A 26,964-nucleotide genomic window follows, 5' to 3' on the forward strand; every position below is an offset into this window, starting at 1 on the left:
CAGACCAGTATGGACGATTCCGGCAGTCCCGGCATCAGTAGTGGGTAAGACGAGTGAAGGTGTCGCGTTACGGTGTCGCGGCCTGGGCACCCGCATCGAAGCCAGCCGGAATCTCGAAGATCTTTCCGTCGAACCCAGCGCGGTAGAGATGCCCGCTCGCGAATCCGGAATTGCCGCGCCCATAGGTCAACACACTCGACGCCTGCAGTCCGCTGGTGAGCGAGCAGTATTGGCCGGGTCCGTCGATCCGCCACACCTCACCACTGATGTCCGTGGGAACGATTGCGCGATCTCGCGAGTCCAGGGTCAAACCATCTGGGGCAGAGAAGGTTTCGATACCACCGAGATCGACCAACGATTCCGAATACCCTGGATTGTCGACGGAGATGCGGCTGACACCCGGGTTTGCGAACGTGCGCGAGACGTAGAGCCAGCGATTATCGGCACTCAGGGCGGCGCCGTTTGCACTCGGGAAGGTCGCCCACGCCGGGTCGACGGCACCGCCTGGACTGACCTTACCGATCAACGAACCGAAATCGTTGGTGGCATAGATCGTTCCGTCGTGCGCGACGGCGAGGCCGTTTGCAGCGCTCAAACCACCGGCGATCGGCGTCACGGCACCCGAGTTCACGTCCACCCGCGCGACCGATGCAGCACGCGTCAGATCGCCGATCAGCACGCCGGCGTTTGCTCCGGTTCCCACCAGCAGTGAACCGTCCGGGCTCCACGCGAGTGCGCCCGCACCGCCGGGAACCGTCGCGATCGGAACTGCGGCCTGACCAGGCGCGTCGACGCGGAAGATTCGACCACTCACCAGGTCTGTCGTGTACAGGCGACCCTGCCCGTCCACGGTGACACCCTCGAGGGCTGCGCCCGGAATCTGGGCGCTGAGGATTGCGGGGGACGATCCAGGGCAGGGCGGCGCGGCCGCGGCACCGGACACACCCAGAGCCAGAAGCGAACCGGCAACAAGAGCACCGGTGATACCTACCCGAATACCGCGATCGAAGATCCTGGTGCGCATCTGCGCAACGCTAGACCTTCGGCCCGATTTCGCCTAGAGCGACCGAAGGAAAGAGATCAAAAGTTCATTGACCTCGGTAGCACGTTCCTGCTGTACGAAGTGCCCCGCGCCGCCGAGAAGGTGCACACCCCGCAGGTCGGGGACGGTGTCCTTCATGCGGTCCAATGCCTTGGGGCCGCTCATCGCTATGACCGGATCCTCGGCGCCCGCCACGAAGAGCGTCGGGACGTTGACGTTCGCGCCGTCCAGATCCGCACTGCGTTCCCAATTGGCGTCGTACGCTCGGTACCAGTTCAAGCCGCCTGTGAAACCTGTTGCAGTAAAGGCCTTTACATAAACATCCAGATCGTCCTCGGTGAGCCACGACCACGGCAATGCAGGCGCCGCGGGCAGTACGTCGAGGTAGCCGTTTCCTTCGGACGGGTTCTTCCAGACGTCGAGGTACCGGTAAGCCCCGGAGAGGGCATGGAAGAGCCGCTGAAGAAACTCACGTGGACGGGCGTCGAGTTCGCGCTCCGCGGCACCCGGTTCCTGGAAATAGTGAATGTGCAGAAAATGCTTGCGCGCCATCGCGGCGTAGATGGTCGAGGGTTTTGCGGGAAACCTGTCGGGCGCGTAGGGGACCGCCAACGAGACAAGCCCCGCAACACGATCGGGATGGCGCAGAGCGGTGGTCCACGCGACGGGCGCGCCGAAATCGTGGCCGACGAACACCGCTTTGTCGATTCCGAGAGCGTCGAGTAGGTCGATCAGCCGGTTCGCGACGGCATCGTTGGTGTAGTCCTCGACCGCTTCGGGGCGGGTAGTGCCGCCGTAACCGGGCATGTCGAGGGCGATCGCCCGAAAACCCGCTTCCGTCAACGCTGCCGACTGATGCCGATAGCTGTACCCGAGGCCGGGAAAGCCGTGACACATAACCACAGCTGTCCCCGAACCGGAATCGTCAATCTGCCAACGGAATCCGTCGACATCGATCGTCTTGACCGTCATGTCAGGCGGTGATCATGTCTTCCTGGTTCCAGAATGCACGCATCGACAGGATCTTTCCGTCGTCGTCGAAGGTCATGACGTCGATGGGTGCGATGGTCAGGGTCTGCTCGCCGAGCTTGGTGATCAGCGAGAAGTGGAATGCCGCTTCGTTTCCGGCGATGCGGAGGGTCTGAAGGTGAGCTTCCTGGTCGAAATTCTCGATCACGGAGTAGAACTCGAGAATGGACTCGCGGGTGGTGCGAACGTCGGTACCAACCGGGTCTTCAACGGTTGCACCCTCGGCATACAGGGCCACAACCTGGGCGGCAGTGCCCGTGGCAACTGTCTCGATGTAGGCGTCGACGGTCTTGCGGATTACCTCTGCGGACGGTGCCATGGTCTACCCCTCGTAGTTAGAACAGGTTCTAATTCTGAGGATAACCTAGGTCCCTGGTCCACGGGTCAGGTTTCGAGCACCTTGCGCAGGCGAGCCTTCTTCCGGTTCTCCCGGACGATCCAGACGACATCGGCGTCGTCCGACGCCTCCAGGGAGACGAATGCCGGCAGGGCATTCTCCGGATCAGCCGCGACCGCGACGCTCCAGCAGTATCCGAGCGCCTGCCGGAGAGTACGTGTGTCGGCGTCACGACGGGCATCAGCTGGTTGCGAGACGATCCACTCGGTAGCGTCTCGGCACACCTGGACGGCCTGCGCAGCGTTGGTCTTGTCCTTCAGCAACCGCGGCTCGCAGATCCCGGCAGCCGCTGCGCGCAGCGTCAACGGATGGGCGGAGCGTGACCACTGCTCGATGATCGCCCGGAACAATTCCGGATCCGCGTCACCTATCGCTTGAACGGCCATTGCGGCAGCTTCACGTGCACGCCACGAAGCACTAGTGGTCGCCTCCGTCAGACTGTCCAGAACAGCCTCGTCGCGCGAACGAACGAGAATGAATCCGAGCCCGACGATCCCACAACAGCGGATGTATTCGTCTTCGGACTCCGCCGCCTGCAGGATGTCGTCGTCATCGGCGCCGCGCGCGAACTCGAGCATGAGCGCGAGGTTCGCGCGCGGGCCGGGCAATCCTGAACGCTCCTGCAGATAACTCCACAGTTCATCGCCGTCCAGATCCGCGAATGTCATGGGCGTCCTGCTTTCTCGAGTGCGGGTGCACCCATCATTTCACCGAAGGCCCTCTCATGACGGGAGTTCGAAGCTCACTTGCTTGCGTCGACGCGCATAGAGGAATCCTCCCACAAACGCGAGCACCAGCACTCCGGTCATCACCACGGCCAGAACGTTGCCGCCCAGAAGAAGCGGGAGGTTTCCGGCAATGGCGATCGCGAATCCGATGAGGCCGACGAGCCCCAGGCTCGGGGCAAGTTTGGTGTGCCAGAGGCGCTGATCGACCTTCGTACGATGAAAGAATACGAGAACGGCGAGGCACGTGAGCAACATGAGAGCCACGATCCCCACCGTCGCGACGCCGGCGAACCACGCGAAGATCTGTGTCACCGGATCCAGACCGATGACGATGCAAGCTCCGAGAAGCACTAGAGCACAGCAGGATTGCACCACCGACGCGATGTGCGGCGAACCATGCACGCGGTGCGTCCGCCCACCTGCACCCGGCAGAACGCCGGTGTTCGACAGAACAAAGATGTATCTGGCCAAGACATTGTGGAGAGACAGAACTGCGGCAAAGAGACTGGACACCAACAGAATTTGAATCAGATGGGCTGTCACCGTTCCGGCAAAGTCAGTGGCAGTGGTGATCAACATGCCGTCGGGATCGGTGCTCGCAATGTCCACTGCACCCTTGTCGCCCCACGCCGTCACGACCGCCCAACTGGAGAGAGCATAGAAGCCGCCGATGAGGATCAAGGCGGCGTATGTCGCTCGCGGGATAGTCCGCGCGGGATCCTTCGCCTCATCGCGGAAGATCGCCGTCGACTCGAACCCGATGTAGCCGGCAAGCGCGAATACCAATGCGACACCGGGGGATCCGGAGAAAATATCCGACGGAGAGAACATTGCCGTCGACGGACCTTCCGGGCCACCGTCGGCGATGATGAAAGCGTCGAGTACGACAACGATCCCGACCTCTGCGATCAACAGGATGCCGAGCACCTTGCCCGACAATTCGATATGACGAAATCCCAGGACGGCTACCAGAGCCAACGAGGCGAGCGAGAAGATCCACCACGGCACATCCGGACCACCGTAGGAGGTGATCAACGAACTCATTGCCGGGCCGAGGTAGCCGTACACCGCCAATTGCACTGTGCTGTAACTGACAAGCGCCAACATCGCACTGCCGACACCGGCACCACGGCCGAGACCATGTCCGACGTAGAGATAGAACGCGCCGGTTCCCGGGAGGTAACGCGACATCGCGGTGAATCCGACGGCGAAGAGCAGAAGTACACCGGTGGTCACGGCGAAGGTCATGGGGAAGCCCGCACCGTTGCCACCGGAAATGCCCAGCGGCACAAGCCCACTGATCACAGTCAGCGGAGCGGCCGCGGCAACGACCATGAGGACTATCGAACCGGTACCCAGCGAGCCTCGTAGAGTTCGGTCATCGCCGGATGCATCATGTGAAGCATTGACGGAAGTATGGGTCATACCGGCGATGTTAGAACCATTGAAGTCGATTCGGGACCCAATTCACAAAACTTTTACTTGCGAAAAACGGGACGAACCGTCCGTTCGTCGCGCTCCCGTCAGCCTTCTTCCTGCAGCGCCAAGCGTTTGAGCTCGTCTTTTGCGTGCAGAATGTGACGTTCCATTGCCTCCGCCGCGCGAGCGCTGTCGCCCCGCTTGATCGCCTCGAAGATTTCCTTGTGCTCCACCCTCGAAGCCTCGACCTGGTCTTCGAACACGAGATGATCGACGGGGACGAACATTTCGCCGCGAGCCTCGACCACAGCGGCCTCCAACCTGCTGTTTCCCGCCGCTCTGGCGATACCGCCGTGGAACCTGGCGTCACAAGCCCGGAACGATCCCCGACTTCCGGAAACCCCCAATTGCTCAATGGATTCGAGCAACTCGAGAAGATGACGATCGGTTCGCCGGACCGCCGCGAGGCTTGCCGTGCGCATTTCCAACCCGATACGGAGGTCGACGATCTCGTCGATGTCTGCTTCTCGCGCTTTCAACTGGCCAACCCAGTCTTCATAAGGCCTGGTCAACTCCGAAACGAACGATCCGCCCGTGGCTCCTCGCCGCACCTCTATGTATCCCATCGCCTGAAGGATTCGGACCGCTTCTCGCACACTGACTCGACCGACTTCGAGTTGCTGAGACAGTTCACGCTCGGACGGCAGGCGATCACCGGGGCTGAGCGCGCCGCTGTGAATGAGCAGTCGCAAGCGTCGAGCGATATCCTCCCCCAACGTCGGTGCACTGACCATGAATTCGATGGCCGGCAGCTTGTCGATCTGCACGTCTCGTACCCCCTACTCGGTGCCTGGACCGACACTTACGCTTCGTCTTGACCTACGAAATCGAACGCTCCCATTCGCAACTGTCCTTGAATAGATACAGCAGCGCGCGGCACTTCGAACCCGTTACCCCAACTTTACAAGCCAAACTCTAGCGAAAAGCCATTCAATGGTTCTATGCTCGCTCCTATGACCCAATTCACGATGACGGCGGAGGCACTCCCCGCCATGCCCCTGATCGGAGTCACCGGCCGCGTCGACCGCGGCGGGCCGTCACTACCCAACGTCGTCGGCGACGCGTTGATGGAAATGTTCTTCACCGATTTTCCCTCGAAAATCCGCGCTGCCGGTGGTCAACCGATCCTGCTGAGCATCCACAGTGATCCGCGCCGAATCGTCGAGCATCTCGACGCCCTCGTCCTCAGCGGTGGTTCCGACGTGGACCCCAGGCGATACGGCCGCACCCCCGGACCAAACTCCTCGATGATCGAACCCGCTCGGGACGAATTCGAGTTCGCCCTGGTCGATGCAGCCTGGGAAATCGGACTCCCGATCCTGGGTGTATGTCGAGGACACCAGGTCGTCAACGTCGCCCGCGGGGGCACTCTGATTGCCGACCTTCCGACCGACGCCGGTGAGGCACACAGCTTCTTCGGTTATCCGCGTTCGTACCGACCGCAACAGGTCGCTCTGGAATCCGGTTCCGTCCCACACAGTCTGTTCGGCAACAGCATTCACGTGAACAGCCTTCACCACCAAGCCGTGGACACCCCGGGGAGCGGGCTTCGGATCGTCGGACGCGCGCTCGACGGCGTCGCCGAAGCCATCCAGGCCGCCGATCGCCCCGTGGTGGGAGTGCAGTGGCACCCCGAATTCTTCGTCGAAATCGACCCGCTCTTCTCGTGGCTCGTCGACGCTGCAACCTCCCGTCGGACCGATTCTTCTCACCAGACCGATCATCACAGAATGGAAGACAACAATGTCACGTACGCATGAGAACAAGGTCGCCCTCATCACCGGTGCAGGTTCCGGAATCGGCCGCGGCATCGCGCTGCGTCTCGCCTCCGACGGTGCCCGCGTTGCGGTCGTGGACCTTCACATCGAAAGTGCAAAGGAGACCGTCGCACTGATCGAATCACAGTACGGCACACCTGCGCTCGCCCTCGAAGCCGATGTGCGCGACCGCGCCGCAGTGAGCGCCGCCTTCGAAGCGACCGTCGCCGAATGGGGACGCTTCGACTACCTCGTCAACAACGCCGGTCTGATCACGATGAGTTCTCTCGAGAACCTCACCGACGAAGAGTGGGACCTCGTCCTCGACGTCAATCTCAAGGGCATGTTCATCGTCACGCAGATCGCCACCCCGTACTTCCGCGACGGCAACAGCGGCGCTGTGGTGAACTTGTCGACGGTGGAAGCGGACGTGGTTGTGTCCTCCCAGGGCTTCGCCCAGGTCCACTACAACGCGTCGAAGGGTGGAGTGAAGATGCTGACGAAGGCTCTGGCCGTCGAACTCTCGCGGTACAACGTACGAGTCAACGCAATCGCCCCCGGGCCGGTACCGACCGCATTCCTGCCTGGCATCGACGTCTCCTCCGGCGAAGTTCTCGACTTCATGAAGTCCAGGCTCCTGGTACCGCGCGTCGGACGCCCCGAAGACATGGGTGCTGCAGTCTCCTTCCTGCTGTCCGACGACGCCTCCTACATCAGTGGGGTCCAGCTGCCCGTCGACGGCGGATGGCTCGCCCGATGAAAGGCCGGCTCACCACGGCCGAGCTCGCCGAGTCCGACATCGACACCGTCCTCATCGCCGGTATCGACCTCTACGGGCGATTAATCGGCAAACGGGTCCCGACGCGAATTTTCCTCGGCAACGTCGACGAGGGCCTGCACGTGTGCACCTGTGTGTACGCCTGGGATGCCAACCAGCGTATGGACAAACTGGTAGTCGACTACGCCGGCGGGCACACCGGCTGGCACGACTTCCGTCTGCGACCCGATCTGGGGACACTTCGACGTGCGTCGTGGCTCGAGTCCACTGCCATCGTCATCGCAGACTCGGTCGACGAACATACCGGCGAGCTCGTCCCGATCGCACCGCGCACGATCCTGCGCAAGCAGATCGACAAGCTCGAATCAGACGGCCACACCGTCTACGCGGCAACGGAACTCGAGTTCCACCTCTACCGGGGTACCCCCGACGCGTTGAGGCGCAGCGGATACCGAGATCTCGAACCCACCACCCTGGTGCCCTCTGATTACACCATCACCGCCGGCAACGCGATGGAACCCTTCTTCCGCAAGGTACGAACCGCGTTGGAGGAGAGCGCAATTCCCATCGAGGTTTCACAGGTCGAATACGGCCTGGGCCAGTGGGAGATCAACCTCGAATACGGAACCGCTCTCGAGATGGCCGACCGCCATGTGCTCTTCAAGCAGGTGGTTCACGACGTCGCCGCGGCAGAAGGGCTCACGGCGACCTTCATGGCACGTCCGAGCACCGACGGCATGGGCTCGTCGTGTCATATTCACGCGTCCATGCGTAGCGACGACACCTTCCCGTTCCACGATGCGAGCGCTGAAAACACGGCGAGCGCCGAACTACTGCACGCCGTCGGCGGAGTTCTCGAGCACTGCCCGGAACTCATGCTGTTCTACACGCCGACCATCAACTCGATGCGCCGGACCCGAGCCAGTCACGATTTCTCGGGGAACGGCTTGACCTGGGGTTTCGATAACAGGACTACCACCTGCCGACTCATCACCGGAGCGCCGTCCGCCAACCGTCTCGAAATGAGACTGCCAGGGGCGGACGCAAATCCATATCTCGCACTGGCCGCAGTCTTGGCATCGATGAACGACGGTCTGACACGAAAGCTCGATCCCGGCGCACCGGTACGACGCGACGGGTACAGCGACACAGACACACTCGAGAAGGTGAAGCAACAACCGCTGCCCGGCACACTCGACGAGGCGGCGCGTGCGCTCGAGGCCAGTGAGTTCGCACTCGCGGCGTTCGGCGCCGAGGTCGTGTCGCACTATGCGGCGGTCGCCAAGGACGAATGGGATTCCTTCATGTCCGCGGTCACCGACTGGGAACGCGAACGCTACCTCGACAACATCTGACCTACACACGATTTCGCCACGAAGGACAGTCATGACCACTTCATGCTCACTCGTGCCCCAGAACAACACGATCGACGGAAACGTCGAAACACCGGCTATCGAACTCGGCGAATTTCTCACCGATCCCGACACCGGAGAGAAACTGCAAGCCCAACTCTCGTCCTCCACCGAACAGGTGGAGAGGGCAATCACCGCCGCGACAGAACTCCATCGATCGGGTGTCTGGACCCGTCGATCGGTAGCCGACCGGGTGCGCCTACTCGAGAGAACGGCTGAACTTGTCGAGGAACGAACTGCGGCGATCGCCCGTGAGGACTCCAAGAACAACGGTCTTCCGCTTTTGATCAGCACACTTTTCGCCGGCGGGCTTCCCGATCTATTTCGCAGTGCTGCAAGGCATCTGGAGAACTCCTCCGGGTTCGAGCAGCTGGCGTCAGGTGCACAATTACATCGGCTGGCTTGGGGCCCGACCGCTGTGATCGCACCGTGGAACGCACCGAGCTTCATCACGGCCAAGAAGACCGCATTCGCTTTGGCCGCAGGTGCTCCGGTCATCGCCAAGCCCTCCAACTGGGCACCGTCGGGTCCCAACGTGCTTGCCGAGGCGATCTCACGTGCCATCGCCGAAGTCGACGCGCCGAAAGCTCTGTTTCAGCTCATTCACGGAGACGGGGACGTCGGGGACCTACTGGCCACCGATCGACGAATCCGAGCACTGGCCTTCACCGGCGGTCGAGCAGCCGGCAGTTCAATCGCCGCTGCGGCTTCAACCGATTTCAAGGCGCTTCAACTCGAGCTCGGCAGCAACAACCCCGTGATCGTCCGCGCCGACGCCGACATCGATCTGACTGCCACCGCGCTCGTCGACGGGTTCACCAAACTCAACGGGCAATGGTGTGAGAGTCCGGGAAGCGTCTTCGTGCCGCCGCACCTTCACGACCGTCTTGTCGACGCAATACTCGACCGCACGGCTGAAATCGCGCTCGGCCGAACCGATGACGACAACATCACGATGGGTCCGCAGGCGAACGAGCCTCAACTCCAAAGGATGCGGGCGACCGTGGAGTTTCTCCGCGGCGTGGGCGGCACGGCCGTCTCGAGCACCCCTGTGCCGGACCTTTCCGGATGGTTCTTCCCTCCGACTGTGGTGCACGGGATCTCGTCGGAGCACACCAAGACGGAGACCTTCGGGCCGATCCTGACCGTGCACCGAGCATCTACCGACGAGCAGGCGCTGCTCGAGGCCAACGCTCTCGATACCGGCCTGGCCGGATACGTGTTCGGCGCCGACGTCGACGCCGCTCGTGAACTTGCGACCCGAATCGAGTGCGGTGAGAACAAGATCAACAGCACCAGCCTCCTGGACCTCGACGACCACTCGACCCAGAGTTTCTGGGGCGGAAGCGGTATCGGCGCACACGGCGACAAAGAGCTTCTCGACTTCTTCCGGGGATCGCGAATCGTCGGTGTCGATGCGCCCGGACTGCCTCTCTAAGCCGAAAGAGGTCGTGGGAATGGGTGAAACGACACGGGTTGGCACCATGGTCGTCGAATGCCATGACACCGCAGCAGTTCTCGCCCGCATTTCTTCGCTGGGGTGGAAGCTTGGCGTAGAGGTCGTCAGTCTGTCCACGTGGATGTCCGTGACATCGCCGGGAGTCAGCGGTATGTCAATTGCGTACCGTTGCCCGACAACGATTTCGGACGCCATGCTGATCAAGCGTCTCAACAAGATCGTCGGGATAGTCCGCATCAAGACGGACCACGGCCCGTTTGTTCCGGTGACCCCACAGGTCGGCCTACACGTCACCGCGACTTTCCAACGCGTCGATCCAGTCGCGCTGGTCGCCTACCGGCACGGCGCAACCGTGTGCAGTCAGGCGAACAACGTTCTGTCGGTTCAACTCACCACTACCCGATCGAACGCGGACACATTCGTCTCTGATCTGGCGCAGGTTGCAGAGCGTCCACTGCGGGGTGAGATCTCGCTGCAGAAGATTCATCTTGCATGACGTCGACGTGCCACCACGGAGATGTGCGGCTACGGGCGTTGGCCCGTAGCCGCACATCATCGCGTGATCAGTGAGCCGGTAGGAGGGACGTCTCCTGCGCCGCGCCGTCTTCTGCGCCGATCTGGACGATGTTTCGCGGCAGGAACACGGCTGCGATCGCACCGAGAACTGCTGCAGCAGCACCGATCAGGAACGCGATACGCATGCCCTCGTCGGTGTAGAACACAGCGCCCTCCATCGCCATCGCGATGTGCGAGTTCAAGACCGTGAAGGCGATGACGGGAAGCACTGCGGGGAAGATGCTCTGGAAGACCGCAACCATGCTCGCCGTGGTTGCCTGCAACTGCGGCGGCACTGCCTCGATGAGCAGGTTCGGAATGGAGGCGTAACCCATACCCATACCGACACCGAAGATTCCGGCAAAGATGATGAGCAGCGGCTTGTTGTCGTGAATGGTGGCCGTCAAGGTGAATCCGACTGCCATGAGGATCATTCCGATGATCATCAGCATGCGGGGTCGAATGTTGCGGCCGACCAGGAAGCCCACGATCAAGCCGCCGACCACCACCATGCCGCCAAGGGGCGCCTGGAAGATCGCGAATCCTTCTGCCGTGACGCCGAATCCGTATCCCAGGCCGAGAACTGCTGGCGTCATCACCATCATCGGCAGCAAAATCGTGAAGACTCCCGACGCGCCGTAGCAGAACCCGGCACCGACGGCGGTGAGCATCACCGAACGCTTGCCGAAGTAGCGCAGGTCGATCAAGGGCTCACGGATGGCTCGGGCAGAGGCAACCCACGCCGCCAGCAGTGCGACGCCACCGATCAGATAGGCCAGCGTCGAACCGTTCTTCCAGCCCCAGGTCGGTCCGAAGCTGACGCCGATCAGAATTCCGGCGATGCCCGATCCGAGTAGTACCGCACCGATCAGGTCCAGCGAAGAACGCAGTCGTACAGCTGATTCCGCCGTCGAAGCGAAGATCATGCCGCCGAGCAAAACCAAACCGATGACGAAGAACCAGAAGATGCTCCGGAACCCGTGGTTGTCGATCAACCAACCGGTGAGGAACGGCGCCGGAATAGCGATCAGGCCCATGCCGGAGGTTGCAATACTGACAGCCAGCGCAACGGTTTTCGGCGGAAAGACATCTCGAATGAGGGAGTAGCTCAGGAAGAGGCAGGGAACGAGCAGACCAGTCAGGGACCGGCCCAGAATCAAGACTGCATAGCTCGGCGCAATCGCCGAAATGAAGGAACCGACCGCTGCGCCGGCGACCGCAAAGAGCAGGACTTTTCGTTTGCCGTACATATCTGCGAGCTTGCCGAGCAGCGGAGACGCGACCGCCCCCAGCAGCAGGAACGACGTGAGCAGCCAAGCGCCCTGCGTTGTTTGATAATGCACCGAGATGGCGGGCAGCGCCGTGGAAATCATCATGTAGCTCACCGCGAGCATTTCGAGAAGAAGAACGATCGACGCCAGCGAGAACACCAGTCGGGGAGTCCACCGCTCCGGTATCGACGTCGATTCGGGCAGACTGGGAGACGAACCGTCGCTGTGGACATGAGACGCCATGGCTGAAGAATCCTTTCGGGACACCTGCGAATTCGATTGACCCCCTGCCGAATACCGTCGGCCGGGGCCTTGCGGGGAAGTGCAGTGGAACGACAGCTACCGTTCTCGGCAACGTGTTACCTGCATCACAGCCCTCGCGTCGAACGCGCGCTACAGAATGTTCCGCGGAGCGGGACAATCAGGACAACGACTGATTGGCACCCCGGATACAGCCCGACATACGACTGTGCGCCGTTTCGGTAGCGGTAACTACCAAAACGGCGCACGTGCGCGAAGCGCCTACAGAACTATGTTCACCATCTTGCCCGGCACAACGATCACCTTGCGCGGTGCTTTGCCCTCGAGCAGAGCGACGATCTTCTCGTCGGCCAGGGCGATCTCCTCGACAGCCTTGCGATCGGCATCCGCCGGGACGCTGATGCGGCTACGAACCTTGCCGTTGACCTGGATCGGGTACTCGACGGTGTCCTCGACGAGCCACTTCTCCTCGACAGCGGGAAAGGGGCCGTGTGCAAGAGATTCCGTGTGGCCAAGACGTGACCACAGCTCTTCCGCGAGGTGCGGCGCCAGGGGAGCGAGCATCAGCACCAACGGCTCGACGGCAGCACGGGGCGCGCCACCCGGGAAGGCCTTGGTGAGGTGGTTGTTGTACTCGATCAGCTTCGCAGCGGCCGTGTTGTCGCGCAGCGCGGTGTAATCCTCGATGACACCGGAAATCGCCTTGTTGAGCGCACGCAGCGTTTCCTCACCGGGCGCTTCGTCGGTGACACGGGGCTTGCCGGTCTCCTCGTCGATGACGACGCGCCACACTCGCTGCAGGAATCGAGCAGCACCGACGACGTCCTTGGTCGCCCACGGACGCGAGGTGTCCAGCGGACCCATCGACATCTCGTACACACGCAAGGTGTCTGCACCGAACTCGGCGCAGATCTCGTCCGGCGCAACGGCATTCTTGAGGCTCTTGCCCATCTTGCCGTACTCGCGGTTGACCTCGGCGCCCTCGAAGAAGAACTTGCCGTCACGCTCGACGACCTCTTCTGCCGGCACGTAGACGCCGCGGGCATCGGTGTACGCGAATGCCTGGATGTAGCCCTGGTTGTACAGGCGACGGTACGGCTCGCTCGAGGACACGTAGCCCAGGTCGAACAGAACCTTGTGCCAGAAGCGCGAGTACAGCAGGTGCAGCACCGCATGCTCGACGCCGCCGACGTACAGGTCGACTCCACCGGGATCGTTGGGGCCGTGCAGTTCCGGACGCGGACCCGTCCAGTACGCCTCGTTCTGCGGATCGCAGAAGGCGTCCTGGTTGGTGGGATCGATGTAGCGCAGCTGGTACCACGAGCTACCTGCCCACTGCGGCATGACGTTGGTGTCGCGGTGGTAGGTCTGCAGACCGTCGCCGAGATCGAGCTCGACGTTGACCCAGTCGGTCGCCTTGTTCAGCGGGGGAGAGGGCTCGGAGTTGGCGTCGTCCGGATCGAAGGACACGGGTGCGTAGTCCTCGACCTCCGGAAGCACAACGGGCAGAGCCGAATCCGGCAGGGCGTGAGCGTTGCCGTCCGCGTCGTAGACGATCGGGAAAGGCTCGCCCCAGTAACGCTGACGCGCGAAGAGCCAGTCGCGCAGCTTGTACTGGATAGTGCCCTTGCCCTGGCCGCTCTCCTCGAGGCGGCTGATGACGGTCGCCTTGGCCTCGGCCACGTCCAGACCGTCGAGGTAGTCGGAGTTCACCAGCGGGCCGTCACCGGAGTACGCAGCCTCCGAAACATCGCCACCGGCAATAACTTCGAGAATTTCCAGTCCGAACGCGTTCGCGAACTCCCAGTCACGGTGATCGTGTCCCGGAACTGCCATGATCGCGCCGGTGCCGTAGCCCGTCAGCACGTAGTCGGCGATGAAGATCGGGACCTTGTGGCCGTTGACCGGATTGACGGCGTAGGAACCGAGGAAGACGCCCGTCTTCTCCTTGTTTTCCTGACGCTCCAAGTCGGTCTTGGCGGCAATCGACTTACGGTATGCAGCAACAGCTTCCGCCGGCGTCGTGGCACCGCCAGTCCAGCGTGCGTCGACACCGTCGGGCCACTCGTCCGCGACGAGCTTGTCCACCAAGTCGTGCTCAGGAGCCAGCGTCACATAGGTGGCGCCGAACAGCGTGTCAGGGCGCGTCGTGAACACATCGACGCCGTACTCGCCTGCGGCAAAGGTAACTTCGGCGCCATAGGAGCGTCCGATCCAGTTGCGCTGCATAGCCTTGACCTTGTCCGGCCAATCCAGGTACTCGAGATCGTCGACCAGGCGATCGGAGTACGCGGTGATGCGCATCATCCACTGCTGGAGGTGCTTACGGAACACGGGGAAGTTTCCGCGGTCACTACGACCGTCGGCGGTGACTTCCTCGTTGGCCAGCACGGTGCCCAAACCGGGGCACCAGTTGACCATCGAATCCGACTGGTAGACAAGGCGGTACGAGTCGACGACCTTTGCCTTCTCGGCGACTGTCAGCGACGCCCACTCGCGTCCGTCTTCCAGAGCACGCTCACCGGAATCGAACTCGGCTTCCAGCTCGGAGATACGACGGGCCTTGCCGGCAGCCTTGTCGTACCAGGCGCCGTGGATCTGCAGGAAGATCCACTGCGTCCAGTGGTAGAAGTCGACGTCCGTCGTCGCGAGGCTACGACGCTCGTCGTGCCCCAGACCCAGGCGTCGCAGCTGGCGCTTCATGTTGGCGATGTTGGACTCGGTGGTCGTCCGCGGGTGGGTGCCCGTCTGCACGGCGTACTGCTCGGCCGGGAGACCGAACGCGTCGTAGCCGAGGGTGTGCAGGACATTGCGCCCCTGCATGCGATGGAAGCGTGCGAAGACGTCCGTAGCGATGTATCCGAGCGGGTGACCGACGTGCAGGCCCGAACCCGAGGGGTACGGGAACATGTCCTGAACGAAGAGCTTGTCGGCGGGAACACCGTCGGGCGAGGAGAGCGGACCGACCGGATTAGGCGCGTTGAACGTGCCGTCCTCACTCCAGCGGTCCTGCCAGTGCTGCTCGATCTGGCCGGCGAGCTCCGCGGTGTAGCGGTGCTGCGGAGTTGCGTCGGCTGGTGAATCGGGGGACTGCGGAGACTCGGTCACTGTGGTCGCTATCTACTTGGCTGACGGAAATACCGATAACCAGGGTAGAGCCTGTGCGACCCGGGCATACCATCAACTCCACTCGCGCCTATCCTGTATGGGTGATCGTTGTCGCTGTGGTGCTATTCGTGCTCGCTGTCGCCGTCGGTGGAGTTGGTGTCGCCGGTCTGATCGGCAAACTCCCGCGCAACCGCTGGGCCGGTGTCCGCACCGAGGATTCCCTGCGGAGCGAGGAGTCGTTCGCCCTCGCCAACAAGGTGGCCGGTCCGACCATGCTCGCGGCCGCTGGAATGTTGGTCATAGGCGGAGTCGCAGCACTGACCATCGGCGGAGTCTTCGGCGTCGCGGTCGCGATCATCGCCGTCGTCGTCGCCGTCCTCACTGCCGGTTTCGGTGGAGGCATCGGCACCCGCGCAGCCGCCGCACTCCCACAACAGAGCGGATGCGGTAACGACTGCAACTGCGGCGGCCACTCCGAGCCTGCCGCAGACGAGCCGGTGGCGGAGACCCCCGAGGCCAAGGCGAACGCTGCCGCTTGCGGTACCGCTTCCTGCGGTGCCTGCGCGCTCAAGGATGCTTGCCAGCCGGCTCATTGATTCACGTGAAACATCGCGTGGTCGACCCGGCCGGGGTCGTATTCGGACTAGTGGTTCCGCTGTTGTGTGCGGTCTTCGGCTTCGTCCTGACAAAAATTTGGGAGCCTCGCCTCCCGGAACAGATCGCGACTCACTGGACCACCACCTCGCCGGATGGTTTCTCCACCCCGTCGGCCAACGCATGGACCATTGCACTTTTGACACTGCTCTTCGGTGGCGGTCTCAGCGCGATTGCTGCTCTTGCTCCCGCGATGTTGATGATGCGTCGCTTCATGTTGGTTGTCGGGCTGAGCGTGGTCGGGCTCATCACGACAGTGAACTTCGCTTTGCTCTACACCCAACTCGATGTCGCCGATCCGTCCACGACGTCACTCCCGCTGTGGTCTATCGGTGTCGGCTTTGCAGTCGGCGGGGTGCTGGGGTGGATCGGCGCCTCGTTCCTGCGTGACTACCGCGTCCGCACTCTTGCCACGATCGAACCCTCGGCCGGGTTGCCGCGAAGCAGCTGCCCTCTACCTATCTCCGACGACGTCGGATTCAGCACCAAAGGCTCGGTGATCCTCACTGCGATCACTCTGGCGCCCGGAGTCATCATGGCGTTGGCGATGCGGTCACTCTGGCCGCTGTTCATCTTCGGGGCACTCGGACTGCTCGTCGTCAGCCTGGTTCGCTTCCGGGTGATCGTCGACGACCGGGAAATTCGGGTGATCAACATGGGGATGGCTGCGATGACCTACGGCATCGACGAAGTTGTCGGAGCCGACGTCGCGGAGATCAAACCGTTCGCGGACTTCGGCGGCTGGGGACTCAAGACCAAGGGTCGTCGTAACTACGGCGTTGTCACCCGCACCGGGCCAGCGGTGGTCATCACGTTCGCCGGTGGCGACCGACTCACGATCACGACACCGAAGGCCGAAGACATCGCCGGGTCCCTCAACCGATTGGCCGACGCCCGGACTCGGTAACCGCCGAACCTGACCCGATCGCTTCCTGAGTCTTCTCGAGATACCCGCATGCCGCCGCCCTGGCTTTGGTGACATCGCGCTCGGCGATGGCTTCGGCAACTCCCTGATGATGCGAAGACGTCAGCGACGGCGGATGAACGCCTTCGGTCACCTCGTAGGTGGCGCGGACCGTTTCGAGGATTCCGGCAAACAGATCGGTCAGAACCGGATTGTGAGCGGCATCGACGACGGCAATGTGAAACGCAAGATCGACGTCGACGAAGTTCTCGGCCGGCACGTCACGCTTGGCGGCCAGCTCACGAAGTATCCGAACGTCGTCGTCGCTACGACGCTCACACGCCAACCGGACCGCTTCCATCTCGAGCGCACGACGCACTTCGAAGACGTATTTCATCTCGTCCACGGACGCGTGTTTGCCGAGCAGTCCGCCGATGTCGGTCCGAGCGCGCACGAAGGTCCCTGATCCTCGACGGATCTCCAGGACTCCCGTCGAGGTCAGTGTCTTGATCGCTTCGCGCACGGTGTTCCGGCCGACGCCGAGAACACTCATCAGTTCCGGCTCGGTGGGAACACGGTTCCCGACGGTCCAGGCGCCGTCGGAGATCTGCGCGCGCATCCAATCGAGGGATTGCTCGTACGCGGACTCCTTGCGAACAACGGTCATCTACTCATCCTCACAGCATTCGCGACGATCATTCCACTCACCTACGATACGTAGGACGACCCATGTATTTTCGAACTCTGTCATCAGGAGGGGCTTCCCACGTCCGCCACAGCTGTCGCCACCGAAGAACGCACACGCCGCACCAATCGACACTTCTACGGCGTGGGCTACGTCCTCACCGTGATCCTCTTGGGCGCGAACATGCCCACCTCCATCTACGGGCTGTACCGGACCGAGTTCGGATTCACGCCAACCATCCAGACGCTCATCTACGGCGTCTACGTCGCCGGCCTCGTTCCGGCATTGCTGTTCTTCGGACCGCTGTCCGACGCCCTCGGCCGACGAACCGTGCTTCTGACTGCACTCGCGCTGAGCGTCGTCGGCACACTCGTTCTGGCATTCGCCGACGCGACGGTGTGGTTGTTCGTCGGACGCGTTGCTCAGGGAATCGCGGTGGGCGCGGCCAGTGCGGCGGGCAGCGCCGCGTTGGTGGAGCAGGAACCGAAGTTCGATCATCGACGGGCAGCGCTCGTATCGACGGTGACGGGCGCGTTGGGCGGTGCACTCGGACCACTCGTGTCCGGTGCGATCGCCCAGTACCTTCCGCAACCGCTGCGGTTGCCGTATCTGATCTTCCTCGTCGCGTTCATCCCGGCACTGATCGTGTTGCTGCTGCTGCCGCGGATCGGGGACATCACACGCCCGAAACGGTTCTTCCAGATGCCGCATGTTCCCGCCACCATTCGAGAGACGTTCTGGCTCAGCTCGCTCGCCGTCGCGCTGTCGTGGGGCGCTGTCGGGCTCTTCCAGTCGGTGGTCCCGTCGTGGATGACCAGCCTGCTGAACATCGACAACCTCCTACTCGGCGGCGGAGCCGCTGCACTGGTCATGATCTGCTCGGTGATCGCGCAGCTCGGCGGGAGTCGTATGGACCCGCGGACGTCCGTCACCGCCGGCCTGGGAATCCTCGCTCTAGGAATGATCGGCCTACTCGTGGTCGACCTCGTCCCCAGCCTTGCGCTGCTGGGCGTCATCACCGTGGTGGTCGGCGCCGGGCACGGTCTGGCGTTTGCCGGCGGCATGAAACGCGTCAACGCCGCCGCCCGAATCCACGCCCGCGAGAGCCACGGCGGAGTCCTGGCGGCATTCTTCACCGTCAGCTACGCGGGACTGGCGATCCCGTCGATCGTCGCGGGTATCGCCATCACCATCCAGGGAATGCAGACGGCCATCATCGAACTGTCGATTGTCGGGACGCTCCTGTGCCTGGCCGTGATGGGCTTCAACCTTCGTGGGGCTCGAGAGCCCGTCGACGCACGCCGTTATCCTTAGCCAGGTGAAGTTTCTCAGTAGGTTCTACATCGACGGGTTCATCCTCGGCATCATCATCGCCGGCGTGCTCGGAAGTGTGTTCCCGGTATCGGGTACCGCGGAGAGCATTCTGAACTGGGCCACCAAGATCGCCATCGGCTTCCTGTTCCTGCTCTACGGTGCACGGCTCTCGCCGCAGGAAGCCTGGAAGGGCGTCAAGCACTGGCGACTGCACACTGTCGTCCTTGCCGCGACGTTTGTGCTCTTCCCGCTCATCGGCCTTGCGCTGCGATTCCTGTCGCCGACCCTGATCAGCGACGAGCTCTACACCGGCATCCTCTACATGTGCCTCGTTCCGTCGACGGTTCAGTCGTCGATCGCATTCACTTCGATCGCCAAGGGAAACGTCGCCGGCGCGATTGTCAGTGCGTCGTTCTCCAACCTGATCGGCGTCTTCGTCACCCCGTTGCTGGTGGTTCTGCTGATGAATACAACGGGCCAGGCGACGGTCGACTTCTCGTCGATCCTCGACATCGTCGTGCAGCTGCTGATCCCGTTCATCGTGGGCCAGCTGATCCGCCCGCTGGTGATCGGATGGCTGCAGAAGTATGCCGAGCCCACCAAGTACGTCGATCGCGGATCGATCCTCCTCGTTGTCTTCGCCGCCTTCAGCGAGAGCATGAAAGAGGGGATCTGGAGCACCATCACGATCTGGCAGATCGTGATCCTCACAATCGTGTGCTGCCTGATCCTCGCGCTGGTTCTCGGCGTGACCACTCTCGCGGGGCGCAAGCTCGGGTTCGACCTTCCCGATCAGATCGTCATCATCTTCTGCGGGTCGAAGAAGTCCTTGGCGACAGGCCTACCGATGGCGGCTGTACTGTTCGCGGGCCAGCCCGTCGGCCTGATCGTGTTGCCGCTGATGATCTTCCATCAGATCCAACTGATCGTCTGTGCTGCGATGGCGCAACGCTTCGCGAATCGGGATCCGGTGAGCGTCAGCTAGCGAGCAACTCGCCTCGGGTCGCGTCGACGCAGCCACAACCGCCCTGCAGTTCAGCACAATCGATGGACAACGCATGGCGACTCGATGCCAGGTCGACGCAGTTCACGCCGGTGCACTCGAGTGATCCGTCCGCATGTCGCAGCAAAGAATCGTGGCAGTGATCGACATCCGAAACACAATCCGCGCACTGGATCTGACGCTCAGCGATCATTGCTGCCACCTCTCTCGAAAACGATGACACAGGAATATCATCGACCTCCGACAGATCAGTTTCGTTCCACTTCGATGGGATGGCTGGCCAGCATTGCCACGGGGAGCGGTTGGCGTCGTAGCACCCGTGCCCAGACATCGACTCGGGGCGGCGTCAGCACATCGGACGGCAGTGAGCTGATCACCATCCAGTCTTCACGTTCGAGCTCCGAATCCAGCTGGCCCAGAGTCCAACCCGAGTAACCGGCAAAAATGCGGATCCCTTCGACCAGAGGAGCGATGACCTCCGGGTCCGAGTCCAGATCCACCATGACAACTTTGCCGTCCACCCGCCGCAGGCCGGCGACGCCGTCGATTCGTGCACCGTTGCGAGCGATCCCCAGGCAGAGCGCGGAGTCACGCTTGACGGGTCCACCGATATACAGGGCCGAAGGATGCGCGGTCAGCGGTGACCACTGCGGCAACACGTTCTGCACGGCCGTCTCACTCGGCCGATTGACGATGACACCAAGGCTCCCGGCGTCGTTGTGCTCGATCATGTAGATGACGGTGCGGCGAAATGCGGGTTCCGTGAGATCGGTCGACGACACCAACAAACTGCCCGGACGAACCTCCGGTTCTATCCAGGCCATTCGATCCTCGGGTTCTTCTGCGTGCGCCACAAAGACATCATCTCACCGACAACTGCGTGCGGGGGAACGAGACACAGGCGTGTTCAGGTCAGACCCGCCACATCGGCAAGTAGTGCCAGATGCCGCTCGAAAATCTCACTCGCATCGGTGAAGGTATCGCTTCCGTACTGCCCGAACACCTCGAAGTTCACCGAACCGAACAGCGATACCCAGACGAGAGTTGCGCGCACCGCGGCATCCGGCGGCAGTTCGGTGCCCAGTTCTTTCCGCACTCCCTCGAGGTCCGTTGCCAGCGTGTCACTCAGGTCCGGGCCCTCTCGCACCGTGAGTGCACCCGCGCGATGGGCGGCGTCGATGATCCCGATCAGCCGGGTCACGACGAGGGTGCCAGGGCCGGTGGTCTGCTCGCCCGGAGCGTCGTAACCGGGGACGGGGCTGCCGAACAGCAGACCGTATCGAGCCGGCTCCCGGATCGCCCAACTCCGGACGGCACGTCCGAGAGCAATGAACTGTCCGCGAAAATCTTCTGCTGCAACAGCATTCACGGCGGAGTCCACTTCCGCGCCCAGTTCCGTGTACCCGTCCACCACCAGCAAGGTCAGCAGTTCGTCGCGACTGGCGACGTAGCGGTACACCGCTGAGGACACGACTCCCAGATCACGCGCGACGGCCCTCAAGGACAACGCGGCGGCGCCGACGGCAGCAAGATGCTCGCGCCCGATCCGGGTGATGTCCTGCAGCGTCTGTTCGCGCGCCCGCTCTCGGGGAGTCCCAACCATGAGTCCATCTTGCCCCATGACCGAGAGCAGTATCAACAAAAGAGAGCACTGCTCTTGACAGCGCTGAGGCGCGGGTGCATTCTTGAAAACGAGAGCAGTGCTCTCAGTTCACCCGAAACGAGAAGGAGCACACCATGTCGAACCTCGAAATCGTCACCGGAGCAGGACCCGTCGGATCCGCCGTCGCGCTACAGCTCGCCGAGCAGGGAATCAACGTCCGGCTCCTGACCAGGTCCGGCAGCGGGCCCGAGCACCCGCTGATCGACCGCCGACGCGTCGACGTCTCGGATTCCGAGGCCCTGCGCTCGGTCAGCGAGGGCGCCACGGCCATCTACCACTGCATCCACGCCGCCTACAACGCAGCCGATTGGGAGCGGGAACTCCCGGCGGCCGAGAAGGTTGTGCTCGACGCAGCCGCATCCATCGGAGCCGTCGTGGTCTTCCCCGAAAGCCTCTACGCCTACAACTCCGACACCCTGATGACCGAATCCGATCCACGCAACGCCACCGGCGGCAAGCGCGGAGTGCGCACCGCGCTTCTGCGTGCCCGCGAGGCCTCCGCAACACCCACCGTCAGCGTCGTGGCCTCGGACTTCTTCGGCCCCCGCGTCCGCACCGCCCACGCCGGCGAGCGCATGGTTCCGAAGGTCATGGCAGGTAAGAAGATTCGTGTCATCGGTTCCGCAGACCAGCCGCACTCCTTCACCTACATCCCCGATCTCGCGGCGGCGATGATCGCAGCAGCACACAACCCCGAACTCTGGAACTCCGTCATCCACGCACCCACCGGCCCCGCGCTCACTCAGCGCAAGATCGCCGAGGCCTTCGCTCGAGCCGCCGGGGCGTCCCCCGCCAAGGTGGGTGTCCTGCCCGCCTGGGTGCTCGACGCCGTCGGCAAGATCAACACCGACAGCCGCGAACTCGCGGAAATGAACTACCAGTTCACCAAGCCGTTTGTCATGGACTCGAGCGCCAGCGAAGTGCTGCTCGGACTCTCGCCGACACCGCTCGATCAGGCCGCCGAAGAGACCGTCGCGTGGTGGCGCGCGGAACAGGCTCGCACCGCTGCTGCCTGAATCTGGCGGTGGGCCGGGCAGCACTCAGATCTGCGTGAGATAGCGTCGACTGAGAGCGACGATGGCCACGAAACACGCTGCGACGAAGATCATCCCGATGCGTGCCCCACCAACGGAGTTCGACGCACTCAGAGCGATGCCCAGGGCCGCGACGCCGATCGCCATGCCCGTTTGACGGGAGGTATTCAGTACCCCCGAGGCAAGTCCGGCGAACGATTTGTCGATCACTGCCATGGCCGCTCCATTGCAGCTGGGGCCGAACACACCACACCCGAGACCGACGAGGGCGGTCCCCGCCATCACCACAGGCCAGGTATCGCTGTCCCCGATCGCGGTGCACAGGAGCGCGCCGATCGCAGCAGTGGAAGCACCGACAGTCAGGAGCCAGCACATACCGCGACCTGCCCACACGCGATTGAGAACCAGCGTTCCGAACGTCCACAACACCGCAAACGGCAGAAAGAACAGTCCTGTCCGCAGCGCTGAAGAGCCCCAGTAGGACTGGATGAATATCGCGAGCATGAATTGCATGCCGTAGGCCCCGAATTGGAAGGCGAATCCGTTCGCTATGGATGCAGAGAACGCCGGCTTACGGAAGATCGACAGCGGCAGAACCGGATGCCGGGTCCGGCCCTCGACGACGAAGAACCCGACGAGCGCTGGCACACATCCAAGTAGCAACGCCAGTGCCAACGGATCACCCCACCCGCGGGAGCCGCCTTCGATCAAACCGGCTACCAGGAGGGCAAGTCCGGCGATGCCGAGGACCTGCCCGGGAACGTCATAGGATTCCGCATTGCGCGTCGCGGTTTCACGGACATGCCGCCAGCACAGCCAGAGGGCTAGAACGCCGATGGGAACATTGACGAAGAAGATCGAGCGCCAACCGATGAACTCGGTGAGCAAGCCTCCTCCGATCGGTCCTGCGACCAATGCGATTCCGCCCGTTGCTCCCCAAATCGTGATTGCCTTGGCACGCACGATCGGATCCGGATAGGTGCGTGCAATGATCGCCAGTGTCGTTGGAAGAAGCCCGGCAGCAGCGATACCCTGCAGGCAACGAAATGCCGCCAGCACACCCAGGTTCGGGCTGATGGCGCACAACAGAGAAGCCGCCGTGAAGCCGCCCAACGACCACAGGAAGACACTGCGGGAACCGACTCGGTCCGCCAGAACTCCCGCTGTGAGCAACAGGCTGGCCAGAGGAATCGTGTAGATGTTCACCAACCATTGCAACGCGGCAATGGAGCCACCGATGTCGCGTTCGATTGCCGGTAACGCGATGTTGAGAGCGCTACCGTCCAACAGGATCATGAAGAATCCAAGACAAACCGCAGTCAGCGCCAATGCCTGTACTCTTGAATCACTCACTGGTGCAGTATTTTTCGTTTCGTCAGAGACTGCGTCACCGACCGAGCTGTCAGCAGAGATGTTGCTCGTACCCATAGGAGGCCCCCGTCTCCGGAATTTCTGTACCTGCAAGTACAACAGCTTTCACAGAGACTGTACATACCCATAGGTACAATGTCTTCATGGGTAGCGCGGAACGGCTGATCGCAAGCATGCAAGAACTGTTGTGGGAACGTGGCTACTCCGGAACCAGCCCACGCGCCGTGCAGGAAATGGCTGACGTCGGGCAAGGCAGCATGTACCACCACTTCCAAGGGAAAGCGGACCTGGCGGTCGCCGCGGAACATCTCATGGGGCGCGAACTGCAAACGCAAATCAACGAGCGACTCAGCTCCGGCAAGACGACCGTCGACAAGATCGCCGCCTTCCTCACGATCGACGAACACGTCCTCCGAGGGTGTCGGCTCGGGAGATTGGTCCAAGACACTGAGGTCGCATCCAACGACGAGTTGCGAGCACCGATCCAGACCATGTTCGTGTGGATTCAACAGAACATTGCGTCCACACTCGAAGACGGGCGCAGCAACGGTGAAATCCGTCCCGATGCGAACATCGAAGCTCTCGCCGCCACCATTCTCGCAGTGCGGCAAGGTGCTTACGTCCTCGCTCGTGCTGCACAATCCGAAGAACCGTTTCGAAAGGCGGCCGACGGGCTGATCGAAATGCTCACCCACGGAGTTTGCGTGTAAAAGCTCAACGATGTATCAGTAGCGTCGCCGTTCTGCGCCAGTCAGCTCTTGACGCAAGAACGGAACGGGTGTTCACTTCTTCACATGGCCTATCGCCGCACTCCGGCAGTACAGGAAAGACTGGACGCCCAACGCGCCCGACTGCTCGACGCGGCCACGACGGCAGTGGCAACCCACGGTTATGCGGGGTGTTCCATCGCCGCGGTGGCCAAGAACGCCGGCGTCGCCACCGGGACGCTGTATCGACATTTCGACGGCAAGGGTGAATTGTTCGCCGAAGTGTTCCAATCTGTCTGCAGCCGTGAGGTATCCGCGGCCCGCGACGCCGGAGACAATGCCCGAAGTCTGGAAGGCAACCACCGCTCCGCGGTATCGGCGTCGGTTCGCACCTTCGCCGAACGTGCCATGCGTGCACCGGTTCTCGCCTATGCACTGCTGGTGGAACCGGTGGATCCACTCGTCGACGAACAGCGACTCATGTTTCGCGAATCGTTCCGCGATTGCCTGGCCACCGCAATTCGCTCGGCAGTCGACACCGGTGAGATACCTTCGCAGGACGCCACTCTGACGGCAGCGTGCATCGTCGGGGCAATCGGCGAGGCCCTGATCCTTCCGCTGCGCGGCGGCACCACGGATCCCGCTGCGATCGATGCCATCCTCGCCTTCACCCTTCGATCGTTAGGGAGTTTCGATGACACCCACGCATGAAGTCACCAATCAGGTACCGCCCCTGATCGATTACGACGCAGCCGAATACGCGCCGATCCTCGAGGCATTACACCGCGAGGGAGCTTCGGACGCAGCCGAAGAGGTTCATCGCGTCGGGGTCCGCGCCGGCAGCGCGCAAGCTCAGGAGTGGGGCGACCTGGCCGAGGAGCACCCACCTGTCCTGAGAACCCACGACCGCTACGGCAACCGCATCGACGAGGTCCGCTACGACCCCGCCTATCACCAACTCATGAGCACCGCAGTGGAATTGGGATTGCACGGCGCTCCTTGGGTTGACCCGAATCCACACGCACACCTCGTCCGCGCCGCGAAGATGGCCGTGTGGGGTCAAACCGACGCCGGCCACGGCTGCCCCATCTCCATGACGTACGCCGTGATCCCAGCGCTGCGGCACAACGCGGACCTGGCGGCGCAGTACGAACCCCTCCTGACCACCCGGCACTACGATTCGGCGCTGAAAGCTCCCCTCACCAAACCCGGATTGATCGCCGGTATGTCGATGACGGAAAAACAGGGCGGTTCGGACGTGCGTGCCGGAACCACAAGGGCAGTGCCACAATCCGACGGCAGCTATCTCCTGACAGGCCACAAGTGGTTCACCTCCGCACCGATGTCGGACGTGTTCCTCGTCCTCGCCCAGGCGCCGGGCGGTCTGTCGTGCTTCTTCCTTCCTCGGGTCCTGCCGGACGGCTCGCTCAACAACATGTACCTGCAGCGCCTGAAGGACAAGTTGGGAAATCATTCCAACGCGAGCAGCGAGGTCGAGTACCGCGACGCTCTCGCGTGGATGGTCGGCGACGAAGGCCGGGGCGTGCGCACCATCATCGAGATGGTCAACATGACCAGGTTGGACTGCACGATCGGCACGGCCACCGGCATGCGCGTCGGCACGCTGCAGGCAGTTCACCATGCGAATCATCGAAGTGCGTTCGGCGCCAACCTGATCGACCAACCTTTGATGCGCAATGTTCTCGCAGATCTGGCGGTGGAATCGGAAGCGTCGACTACCGTCGCGATGTGGCTGGCCGCTCTGACCGACCGCGCAACGTCGGGCGATGCCCACGCGAGCGCCCTACGACGCATTTCATTGGCCGTGAGCAAGTACTTCGTCTGCAAGCGCGGACCGATCCACGCTGCCGAGGCACTCGAGTGTCTGGGCGGAAATGGATATGTGGAGGAATCCCGGATGCCGCGCCTCTATCGCGAGGCTCCGCTGCTCTCGGTGTGGGAAGGGTCGGGCAACGTCGCGGCGCTCGACACACTGCGGGCGATGGCGAAGCAACCCGAAACACTGCAGGTGTTCTTCGACGAACTGAAACAAGCGAGTGGCGTGGACGCCCGCTTCGATCAGACCGTGCGGGATCTCGAGGTGGCATTCGGCGATTTCGACGACATCGAATACCGGGCACGAAAGATCGTCGGTGACATGGCACTCGCACTGCAAGCCTCGCTGCTGCTCCGCTACGGGCACCCCGCGGTGGCCGACGCATTCTGCGCGAGTCGGCTCGGAAATAGCTGGGGGAGCGTGTTCGGAACCCTGCCGAGGGGGATCGACATCGCGCCGATCCTCGAGCGGGCCACCGTCAAGATCGGCGCCTGACCCACCCACTACAGTTTCCGC

The 26,964-nt window shown here is 62.5% G+C and carries 25 protein-coding genes; 13 read left to right on the plus strand and 12 right to left on the minus strand.

The genetic code is table 11. The features are described from left to right. Positions 1-67: 67 nt before the first annotated feature. The 6 genes from ACKAMS_RS26110 to ACKAMS_RS26135 all read right to left on the minus strand — a co-directional run bounded on the left by ACKAMS_RS26110 (position 68) and on the right by ACKAMS_RS26135 (position 5,442). A complete protein-coding gene (locus tag ACKAMS_RS26110) occupies positions 68-1,024 on the minus strand; it encodes an SMP-30/gluconolactonase/LRE family protein (protein WP_408989787.1) in 957 nt (318 codons plus the stop codon). A 33-nt stretch (positions 1,025-1,057) separates the two neighbouring features. After that, complete coding sequence (locus tag ACKAMS_RS26115) at positions 1,058-2,014, minus strand: alpha/beta fold hydrolase (RefSeq protein ID WP_408989788.1); 957 nt, start codon at positions 2,012-2,014, stop codon at positions 1,058-1,060. Between the two features lies 1 nt (position 2,015). Further along, entirely contained in the window at positions 2,016-2,390 is a 375-nt protein-coding gene (locus tag ACKAMS_RS26120; RefSeq protein WP_003942502.1) for a nuclear transport factor 2 family protein, read from the minus strand. A 65-nt stretch (positions 2,391-2,455) separates the two neighbouring features. Continuing rightward, positions 2,456-3,136 carry a hypothetical protein gene (locus ACKAMS_RS26125; protein ID WP_408989789.1) on the minus strand — a complete coding sequence of 227 codons (681 nt, stop codon included), beginning with the start codon at positions 3,134-3,136 and terminating at the stop codon, positions 2,456-2,458. 54 nt (positions 3,137-3,190) lie between these two features. Further along, positions 3,191-4,621: an APC family permease gene (locus ACKAMS_RS26130; RefSeq protein ID WP_408989790.1), complete on the minus strand. Its 1,431-nt coding sequence runs from the start codon at positions 4,619-4,621 to the stop codon at positions 3,191-3,193. A gap of 98 nt (positions 4,622-4,719) precedes the next feature. Then, complete coding sequence (locus tag ACKAMS_RS26135) at positions 4,720-5,442, minus strand: FadR/GntR family transcriptional regulator (RefSeq protein WP_021332595.1); 723 nt, start codon at positions 5,440-5,442, stop codon at positions 4,720-4,722. Between the two features lie 186 nt (positions 5,443-5,628). Between ACKAMS_RS26135 and ACKAMS_RS26140 the strand changes: the two genes are divergently transcribed. Genes ACKAMS_RS26140 through ACKAMS_RS26160 form a run of 5 tightly spaced genes read left to right on the plus strand, consistent with a single transcriptional unit; the run spans position 5,629 to position 10,577 of the window. After that, positions 5,629-6,435, plus strand: a complete 807-nt coding sequence (locus ACKAMS_RS26140; protein WP_408989791.1) for a gamma-glutamyl-gamma-aminobutyrate hydrolase family protein — start codon at positions 5,629-5,631, stop codon at positions 6,433-6,435. Next, entirely contained in the window at positions 6,419-7,192 is a 774-nt protein-coding gene (locus ACKAMS_RS26145) for an SDR family NAD(P)-dependent oxidoreductase (RefSeq protein ID WP_021332597.1), read from the plus strand. The genes ACKAMS_RS26140 and ACKAMS_RS26145 overlap by 17 nt, the downstream gene beginning before the upstream one ends. Then, positions 7,189-8,565, plus strand: a complete 1,377-nt coding sequence (locus ACKAMS_RS26150) for a glutamine synthetase family protein (protein ID WP_408989792.1) — start codon at positions 7,189-7,191, stop codon at positions 8,563-8,565. Before ACKAMS_RS26145 ends, ACKAMS_RS26150 begins: the two co-directional genes overlap by 4 nt. A gap of 31 nt (positions 8,566-8,596) precedes the next feature. Next, positions 8,597-10,060: an aldehyde dehydrogenase gene (locus tag ACKAMS_RS26155; protein ID WP_047889407.1), complete on the plus strand. Its 1,464-nt coding sequence runs from the start codon at positions 8,597-8,599 to the stop codon at positions 10,058-10,060. A gap of 19 nt (positions 10,061-10,079) precedes the next feature. Then, positions 10,080-10,577, plus strand: coding sequence for a hypothetical protein (locus ACKAMS_RS26160; protein WP_021332600.1), 498 nt, complete (start codon positions 10,080-10,082; stop codon positions 10,575-10,577). A 67-nt stretch (positions 10,578-10,644) separates the two neighbouring features. On the opposite strand, the gene ACKAMS_RS26165 is transcribed toward ACKAMS_RS26160, so the two are convergent. Then, a complete protein-coding gene (locus ACKAMS_RS26165) occupies positions 10,645-12,150 on the minus strand; it encodes an MFS transporter (protein WP_092765152.1) in 1,506 nt (501 codons plus the stop codon). Between the two features lie 279 nt (positions 12,151-12,429). Then, positions 12,430-15,276, minus strand: a complete 2,847-nt coding sequence (leuS, locus tag ACKAMS_RS26170) for a leucine--tRNA ligase (RefSeq protein ID WP_408989793.1) — start codon at positions 15,274-15,276, stop codon at positions 12,430-12,432. Between the two features lie 101 nt (positions 15,277-15,377). On the opposite strand from leuS, the gene ACKAMS_RS26175 reads away from it, so the two are divergent. Continuing rightward, positions 15,378-15,872: an SdpI family protein gene (locus ACKAMS_RS26175; RefSeq protein ID WP_024487923.1), complete on the plus strand. Its 495-nt coding sequence runs from the start codon at positions 15,378-15,380 to the stop codon at positions 15,870-15,872. A gap of 5 nt (positions 15,873-15,877) precedes the next feature. Further along, the gene (locus ACKAMS_RS26180) at positions 15,878-16,837 is read left to right on the plus strand and encodes a DUF1648 domain-containing protein (RefSeq protein WP_408989794.1); all 960 of its coding nucleotides are present in this window, start codon (positions 15,878-15,880) and stop codon (positions 16,835-16,837) included. Here the strand turns inward: ACKAMS_RS26180 and ACKAMS_RS26185 are convergent. Continuing rightward, positions 16,806-17,501, minus strand: a complete 696-nt coding sequence (locus ACKAMS_RS26185) for a FadR/GntR family transcriptional regulator (protein ID WP_020909842.1) — start codon at positions 17,499-17,501, stop codon at positions 16,806-16,808. The genes ACKAMS_RS26180 and ACKAMS_RS26185 overlap by 32 nt on opposite strands. A 162-nt stretch (positions 17,502-17,663) precedes the next feature. On the opposite strand from ACKAMS_RS26185, the gene ACKAMS_RS26190 reads away from it, so the two are divergent. Together ACKAMS_RS26190 and ACKAMS_RS26195 are read left to right on the plus strand one after the other, a co-directional pair. Further along, positions 17,664-18,833, plus strand: a complete 1,170-nt coding sequence (locus tag ACKAMS_RS26190) for an MFS transporter (RefSeq protein ID WP_408989795.1) — start codon at positions 17,664-17,666, stop codon at positions 18,831-18,833. Positions 18,834-18,837: 4 nt separating this feature from the next. Further along, positions 18,838-19,818 (plus strand): bile acid:sodium symporter family protein, encoded by a 981-nt coding sequence (locus ACKAMS_RS26195; RefSeq protein ID WP_003942582.1) that lies wholly within the window; start codon positions 18,838-18,840, stop codon positions 19,816-19,818. Between the two features lie 266 nt (positions 19,819-20,084). On the opposite strand, the gene ACKAMS_RS26200 is transcribed toward ACKAMS_RS26195, so the two are convergent. Both ACKAMS_RS26200 and ACKAMS_RS26205 read right to left on the minus strand, forming a co-directional pair. Next, on the minus strand, positions 20,085-20,690 hold the full coding sequence (locus ACKAMS_RS26200) for a YqgE/AlgH family protein (RefSeq protein WP_020909845.1): 606 nt from the start codon (positions 20,688-20,690) through the stop codon (positions 20,085-20,087). Positions 20,691-20,743: 53 nt separating this feature from the next. Further along, positions 20,744-21,439 carry a TetR/AcrR family transcriptional regulator gene (locus ACKAMS_RS26205; protein WP_042953485.1) on the minus strand — a complete coding sequence of 232 codons (696 nt, stop codon included), beginning with the start codon at positions 21,437-21,439 and terminating at the stop codon, positions 20,744-20,746. Between the two features lie 134 nt (positions 21,440-21,573). Here ACKAMS_RS26205 and ACKAMS_RS26210 point away from each other — a divergent pair, with 134 nt between their 5' ends. Beyond that, a complete protein-coding gene (locus ACKAMS_RS26210) occupies positions 21,574-22,515 on the plus strand; it encodes an NAD-dependent epimerase/dehydratase family protein (RefSeq protein ID WP_097386595.1) in 942 nt (313 codons plus the stop codon). A 24-nt stretch (positions 22,516-22,539) separates the two neighbouring features. Here ACKAMS_RS26210 and ACKAMS_RS26215 read toward each other — a convergent pair whose 3' ends face one another. Continuing rightward, entirely contained in the window at positions 22,540-23,886 is a 1,347-nt protein-coding gene (locus ACKAMS_RS26215; protein ID WP_408989796.1) for an MFS transporter, read from the minus strand. A 161-nt stretch (positions 23,887-24,047) separates the two neighbouring features. Here ACKAMS_RS26215 and ACKAMS_RS26220 point away from each other — a divergent pair, with 161 nt between their 5' ends. The 3 genes from ACKAMS_RS26220 (at position 24,048) to ACKAMS_RS26230 (ending at position 26,943) form a co-directional block, all read left to right on the plus strand. Then, positions 24,048-24,614: a TetR/AcrR family transcriptional regulator gene (locus ACKAMS_RS26220; protein ID WP_042953486.1), complete on the plus strand. Its 567-nt coding sequence runs from the start codon at positions 24,048-24,050 to the stop codon at positions 24,612-24,614. 84 nt (positions 24,615-24,698) lie between these two features. Then, positions 24,699-25,322, plus strand: a complete 624-nt coding sequence (locus ACKAMS_RS26225) for a TetR/AcrR family transcriptional regulator (RefSeq protein ID WP_019746188.1) — start codon at positions 24,699-24,701, stop codon at positions 25,320-25,322. After that, on the plus strand, positions 25,306-26,943 hold the full coding sequence (locus ACKAMS_RS26230; RefSeq protein ID WP_047890103.1) for an acyl-CoA dehydrogenase family protein: 1,638 nt from the start codon (positions 25,306-25,308) through the stop codon (positions 26,941-26,943). Before ACKAMS_RS26225 ends, ACKAMS_RS26230 begins: the two co-directional genes overlap by 17 nt. Positions 26,944-26,964 lie beyond the last annotated feature (21 nt).

The sequence above is a fragment of the Rhodococcus sp. 5A-K4 genome, from assembly GCF_046097995.1.
In the GTDB taxonomy this organism is placed as follows: Bacteria; Actinomycetota; Actinomycetes; order Mycobacteriales; family Mycobacteriaceae; genus Rhodococcus_F; species Rhodococcus_F erythropolis.